Source organism: Heminiphilus faecis (assembly GCF_008728965.1).
In the GTDB taxonomy this organism is placed as follows: domain Bacteria; phylum Bacteroidota; class Bacteroidia; order Bacteroidales; family Muribaculaceae; genus Muribaculum; species Muribaculum faecis.
In genome coordinates this window covers 78,769-85,449 of sequence record NZ_VSMC01000013.1, presented here as the reverse complement: position 1 = coordinate 85,449, position 6,681 = coordinate 78,769, and the positions used below count along the sequence as shown (strand labels likewise).

Here is a 6,681-nt window from a genome sequence, read left to right as displayed (position 1 = left end):
AGAATTAAAAGGGTAAAATAAAATTGACCCCTAACACCAGGACTTTAAAGGGTCAATCATATTATGGCCAAGGTGGGTAAATTCTGTTTGGCCAAAAGGGTCAAAGTAGAGTGGCTTTTCCATATGTATATGAAGCCGATATGTTGGCAAAAAAAGCCGTAAGCGGATTGCGATAGCGGTAAGTGGTTGAAGCCGATGTTGCGCTGCTGTTCTTCTCAATGGGTATGGCTATGAAAAGGTTGCGGTAGTCTGACAACACCGCGCAGTCGACAAACATGGCTGCATCAGGAGCGTATGAAGAATAAGATGCCTGCATTGAAAAGTCTGATTTGGCGGTCAACTGCCGGTACAGATATAGATTCGGACTGAATATGGCAAAGTCATGATTGCCTTGTAATGTATAATGGCGCCATTGAATCGGAATGTGGAGGACTATACGCCATCCCCGCCGGTCATATTCGGCTTTCGGTGACAGATAGGCTGAGGCGAGTAGGGCGTTGTATTGGCCGGCTGTATTTTGCCTAACCGGAAAGTGCGACAAGTCTAAATTGATGTGACGATAGTTTATGTCAACCCCGCCATACACATAAAGTCGCCAGAAACCTTTGAACAGGCCATATTGGCTCTCGGTAGTGTGTCGGAGGTCGTTGATGCCTATCCGTTGTGTCGGATCGCCGTAATCGGCACTGACCGACAGATTTGCCGGATTGTGAAGAAAACCGTTGCGCGATGAGAGTGTGAAAATACGTTTGTCAGTCTTTTTGATGAGGCGCAGGTCGTTTGTGAGCGAAAGCTTTCGTCGCGTTACATCCTGATTGAGATTGAATGACCCGCTTACTGACGATGCTCCGCGTTGACATCCGATATCGAATCTAAGATTGTCCTTCAAAAAGTAATTCTTTTTGTTGATTTCTGTCTTTAATTCAGCGTTAAGGCTATGGCGTCGTGTATGCAGTACGTCGTTCTGATTGAGATTGTCTATCTTCGGGCTGAAATAGTCTGTGAAGATAGACGATGAATAGTCCAAGCGGTCGCCGATATAGTTCAGTTTAAGTCTATTTGCAGTATCGCCGTTGCCCCACGAGACTATGGCGTTGGCAAGCCATGACCGATTGTCGCGTGTGCGTGATTCGGAAAGTGGTGCTCCGGCCTCGTCAGCACTTATATACTCGCGCCACAGCGCTTCTTTATAAATCGATGAGAACATGGGGTCGTAGCTGTGCTCCATGATCTCATTTTCCGGATTCCAACCGGTGTTGTCGGCTTTAAGTGTAAACATATTCTGCGTCTTACGGGCAAGCCGCATAGCGAATACGGACCCTGAATAAAGCAGGGGGGAGAAGCCACCGCCTGCATTTGTCACGCCTACCCATCGTGAATGGGCATCCTCTTTCAGCTTCAGATTGATTCCCGCCTGATCGGAAAACTCAATATCCTCGAGGGCCTTGATTGGCTGATGATTCTCCATCAGCTCAACCGCAGCCACGTCATCTTTCGATATGTTGTTGGTGGCAAGTCCATAGGCATCACCGACAAAGTCATTTCCGTCAATATAGAATTTATTGATAGGCTTTCCCTGATACATGATTGTGCCGTCTTTTTCGACCTTTACGCCGGGCAGACGCTTGATTACATCTATTATGGCATCGTCGGCGGAAGTAGCGTATTTCCCGACGTTGAATACAAGAGTGTCGCCCTTCTGGAATATGTCGGGGGCTTGCACAACAACTTCATTGAGTACAGTCTCTTTTGGGCATAGCAGAATTTCACCATTCTTCAGCGGTACTTCCTCGTTTTTAGTCTCATAGCCCATGCAACGGATTGATATCTGCTTGGCGGGACCTTTAAGGATGAAACTTCCGTCGCTTTTCGAAGCCGCGAATCCTTTGCCTCCTACCGCTTTGATTATGGCGCCTGCTACCGGCTCACGACTCTCCGCATCAAGCAATAATCCTGTAATATCCTCGGCCCTTGTCGGAAAAGTCACAAGCACGGTTAGTACTAATATTAAAAAAGCGATTCTCATTGTCAATGTGTTTATTTTTCGCGCCAGTCGCGTTCGAGGTAGTCGTAGCCGAGTTCTATCGGATCGTAGGCGGTGGGGTCGGGGTTTCCGGCATTGTCGGTAATTGTTACGTGGATGCCTGATACTGTCTCGGCATATCCGTAAGGATTTGATTCGTAGCGATGCAGTGTGTCGTAGAATTTTTTGCGGTTAGTCTCATTATACGACACGTCATAGATTGTTATGGGGCGTGACGTGTTTGACTTGACGCCTATGCATTCAAAAGCGTATAGGCTCTTTTCATCATGAGCCGACATGATAAGCCCGGGAAGACCGCACAGTTTCCACGGACCGTCCATTACGGGTATCTCTTCCGTGTAGAACACCGTCCAGTCGCGACCGCGGAAGCGGCACTTTGCCTGTCGACACTCGTAGCCAAGTACAGTGCGTACGCTGTCGGTAAGCGTCCAGTCAAATTGCGGTATATCTTCTTCGTATTTGAACCAATCGAGTGCAATTTTTTCCGTATGAGTGATTTTGCCGGCAGAATGGTTTTTGACGATATTGATGAATGGTCCGTTGGCCAGACGTTCTGCATTTTTGACAAGCTCCTCCTGCGATAGAGTCGGAATTATCGAGTCAGCAACAATGTTCTTCAGGCTTGAATATTTCGATATGCCGTCCGTGCCGACCTGGAGGAGCATCTTTTCTCGATCAGTCTGAGAATTGTAGAGTGTGTCGGCATTGAATGTGTAGTCATATATGAATTCGAGATATCCTTCAGCGAGGGTTTTGGTTTCAGGAACGTTTGTCTGAAGGATGTTTAATTGTCGACGTATTATCCTCGCGTTTGTGGCCGCAGCTCCTATGAGGAACGCGGCGATTGAGATAATGAGAGGTTTGGTTTTCATCATTTTCTTTTTTGTTTGACACTGCAAAATTATATCAGGCGTGTGCTTCATACTTAAAATAATCATTACTCAATTGTTATGTAATTATTACTAAATTATTACTCCATGCCGTAATGTCGTTATTAATCGGTAGCTTTGCACTATGGAAAAGAGAATCAAGACACTATATATGTTTACTGCAGCGGCAATAATCGGTCTTATTGCCGTTCAGATTATATGGCTTTATAAGCAATATAATGTCACTCTTGATGTGGAGCAGGAGAAGAATTTCAAGTTGATGGGACTTGTTGTGCAGAAGTATAACGATATCCGTAAACTTGACACAAGCTATAATGACAGTACGACTATTGCATGGAGCAACACAAACATAGACTATAAGAGTCATGGATCCAAGCAGACATCGACTGTTACAAACTCTTTTTACATGTACAAGGTGACAGATCTGCTTGGCCTGCCAGACACCGTAGACGTCACGTCGGATATGCGGACGAAGGCCCGTGAGCTAATCAATTTTATGGAACCCGACTCAGACCATACTGATGTAAAACGGTTTGAGGTGCATGATATGCCTTTAAAGACAAATGTATGGGACATGGCCGATGAGATTACGTTAGACCATAATTCTCCGTTCACAATCGAAGGGGTCGACTCGGTTATGAAGCAGTTCGGCATGATAGCTTCCGTCAGTCTTACTACTGTAGATTCGCTGATGATTGACCCTGAAATCATCAAGGATGGCTCATTTTTCCGACATGAGATTAAGGGTGTGTTTCCCTACGTTGCTCTTGAGCATAAAGTGGTGCGTTTTACTATGCCAATAACTGTGGCGTCGGTTGTTAAGTCAATGGGTGTCACCTTGGTGGTGAGCATGTTGCTATCGGTGTTTCTTATTGTATGTCTGATATGGCAGATACGCACAATAAAGATGTTTGTCCGGCTTGACAGTGTAAGAACCGGTTTTGTGCATACGATGATCCATGAACTGAAGCGTCCCGTCAGTACTCTGAAATTATGCATATCATCATTGGATAATCCCAAGCTGGTCTATGATGATAACTCTCGAACAGAAATTCTCGATGATTGCCGTATGGCGGTGAATAATCTGTCGACGTATTTCTCCCGATTGCGTGATATAACTTTCAATGAGGCGAGTCAGATACCGCTTGATGTCGAGACTTTCGTCCTATATAATATGGTGGAAGAGGCCATTGCGAAAACGCATTTGCCGTCGGACAAATGCGTGGAGCTGGTAAATGATGTAGGGCGCGATGTAAGTATAACCGCCGATAAACTGCATCTTTCGCAGATGGTAGGCAATCTTATTGAAAATGCGGTGAAATATTCGGGCGAAAGTGTCAGAATACGTTTTGGATGTGAGTATACAGAGGGTCATGTGGCTATATGCGTCTCCGATACCGGCACGGGTATAGCGGACAGCGATGTCGACAAGATTTTCGAGAAGTTTTATCGAGCTACGTCAGCCATGCAGAGCGGCTTGCCCGGGGTGGGGTTGGGACTTGCTTATGTAAAACTTCTTGCCGAAGCTCACGGTGGCCGGGTTGAGGTCGTGAGCCGGATAGGAGAAGGTAGTACTTTTACCATTAACTTGCCACAATGATGAAGCCTGATATTCTGATTGTCGATGATGATGTGCGCAATGCCGCTCTTTTGCGTCGCTTTCTTGAAGCGGAGGGATTCAGGGTGGATTATGCCCCCGACGGTTCGTCGGGCCTTGAGCGTTATGCCGCTTTAAAGCCCGATCTTATATTGCTCGACATAAACATGCCGGTAATGGACGGCTTCGAGATGGCGGAGTGTATAAGACATGACGATAAGCGCGTGGTTATATTTTTTCTTACCGACCGCACGGAGAAAGCCGACCGGCTCAAAGGATTCGCTCTCAAAGGAAACGATTACATAGCCAAGCCGTTTTATCCGGAGGAGCTTGTGGCTAAGATTAATGAACGCTTTGAAAGCCTGACTATGCGTAATGATAAGGAATATCGCATAGCTTCTACATTGTTTCACCCTAACCTGTCATCATTGACATACGGCGGTGAGACCCACTCTTTGTCGGTGCGTCAGAGTGAAATATTGCAAATGCTTGCCGAAAACATAGGCAATGTTGTTGAACGTGACACAATATTGACCCAAGTATGGGGCGATGTAAGCTATGCCAACTCGCTTGCCTTGAATGTTCAGATAACTTACCTGCGCCGTCTTATCGATGATCCTGCCGTAACCATAACCTCAATAAAGAAGCGAGGCTATATACTCTCTGTAAAGCGTTGAAAGTTCTTGCGGCAGACGCTAACGGTCGCGGAAACGCCACTTTGAGTTGTCGCTGTTCATGTCGAATCTGCCGAGAGAGGGTGTGCTGTCGGCTACCGACACGAGTACAAGCTGCTCGCTTTCGTGTCCCGGTACGCTTTTGGGCATTATGCGATAGGTGCCGTCGGTCAACTGTTCTATGCGCCACAATTGCTCAGGTGCTCCTGTGAATTCGGGTGCCGCCGTCACTTCGGCCTCGGCCGTGGCGGTGAGTGCGCGATTCGTGCCTTCGATCAAGATTTTATAATATGGCGCGTCGAGATAACCGCCATATTCCGGTGCAGGCTGTACCGACCAACGCTGATGAGGGCGGAACATATAGTCGCCAAGACGTACGTTTATCTCTCCCTCCGGCCAAGTGTCTATTACATCTTCAAGTGTCTGCGATTTAAGAGGCTCGACCGGGGCTTCGGCTTTTTCCCAGAAGCGGAACATCTTGTGGGGCATCCTTACAAAATCTACTGCCAGTTCCAATGCGTAGCCGTGGCGCTGCGACTCAATTTCGTAGACACCTTCTTTTACCGGCTCGCCGGCTACGGGCCATCCGTTTTCCCAAAGCAGGGGCAGCACCGCAAGTACACTGCGCCCTCCGCGGTCAAAGTCGGCTTCGTAATGAAACGACATCTTCTCCACACCGTCATCTTCTATGTATCGCCCGAAGTGTCCCGGTCCGGTCTTGCGGTTCCCTGCCGACAGAAGCATCTTGCCGCCACCCTGAAGCATGTCGCGCCCTATGTTGTCGATGTATGGTCCGGTGACGTTGCGCGAGCGTCCCACGACAATGTTGTATGTGGAGTTCGGGCCGTCGCAACATGTGCCGTGTGTGCCGAGAAGATAATACCAGCCGTCGCGGTACATCAGGTCGGTGGCTTCGCAGTCTATGGCTATGTCAATAGGCTCGTTTCCTTCCACACGCGCGCCGGTAGCGGGATCAAGCTCTACAAGTCGTATGAAACCGAAGTATGTGCCGTATGAGAGCCACAGCCGGCCCGTTGTCGGGTCAAGCAGTAGCCCGGCATCTATAGCGTCGCAATCCTCGTCGTCAAGAGAGTGTGCCACCTCGATAGGCTCTGTGAATTTAAAATCGGGCGAAGAGGGGTCGAGGGTCTTGTTCCACATCGTCAGCACTTTGCCTGCATGTCCGCCGCCGAGACCTCCGCCTGTGGCGCTATACGCTATCAGATAGCGGTCGCCTATCTTTATGGCATCGGGCGCAGCTCCTCCGCCGGGTCTTACAGCTCCCGGCTGCCAGCTCCAGCCGTCTTCCGATATAAGGCCTCCTCCGCCAGTGCCGAAGGTGTAATACTTGCCGTCACACTCCATTATTGTTGACGGGTCATGGATATAAGGTTCTCCTGTCTGGGAGTAGGCGTTTGTCGATGATACAAGCGCAAAGGACACTGTAGTCCCATAGATGATATTTCTGATTTTCAT

Annotated in this window: 5 protein-coding genes; 2 read left to right on the top strand and 3 right to left on the bottom strand. The window is 48.2% G+C overall.

The window, feature by feature from the left end; translation table 11 throughout:
• Positions 1-100: 100 nt before the first annotated feature.
• Together FW767_RS07285 and FW767_RS07280 are read right to left on the bottom strand one after the other, a co-directional pair.
• Entirely contained in the window at positions 101-2,026 is a 1,926-nt protein-coding gene (locus FW767_RS07285; protein WP_150980436.1) for a carboxypeptidase-like regulatory domain-containing protein, read from the bottom strand.
• Positions 2,027-2,037: 11 nt separating this feature from the next.
• Positions 2,038-2,919 (bottom strand): GLPGLI family protein, encoded by an 882-nt coding sequence (locus FW767_RS07280; RefSeq protein ID WP_205523854.1) that lies wholly within the window; start codon positions 2,917-2,919, stop codon positions 2,038-2,040.
• A gap of 139 nt (positions 2,920-3,058) precedes the next feature.
• Between FW767_RS07280 and FW767_RS07275 the strand changes: the two genes are divergently transcribed.
• Positions 3,059-4,534: a sensor histidine kinase gene (locus FW767_RS07275; RefSeq protein WP_121699912.1), complete on the top strand. Its 1,476-nt coding sequence runs from the start codon at positions 3,059-3,061 to the stop codon at positions 4,532-4,534.
• Positions 4,531-5,208 carry a response regulator transcription factor gene (locus FW767_RS07270; RefSeq protein ID WP_121699913.1) on the top strand — a complete coding sequence of 226 codons (678 nt, stop codon included), beginning with the start codon at positions 4,531-4,533 and terminating at the stop codon, positions 5,206-5,208. Before FW767_RS07275 ends, FW767_RS07270 begins: the two co-directional genes overlap by 4 nt.
• An 18-nt stretch (positions 5,209-5,226) precedes the next feature.
• Here FW767_RS07270 and FW767_RS07265 read toward each other — a convergent pair whose 3' ends face one another.
• Positions 5,227-6,681, bottom strand: coding sequence for a family 43 glycosylhydrolase (locus tag FW767_RS07265; RefSeq protein WP_369863286.1), 1,455 nt, complete (start codon positions 6,679-6,681; stop codon positions 5,227-5,229).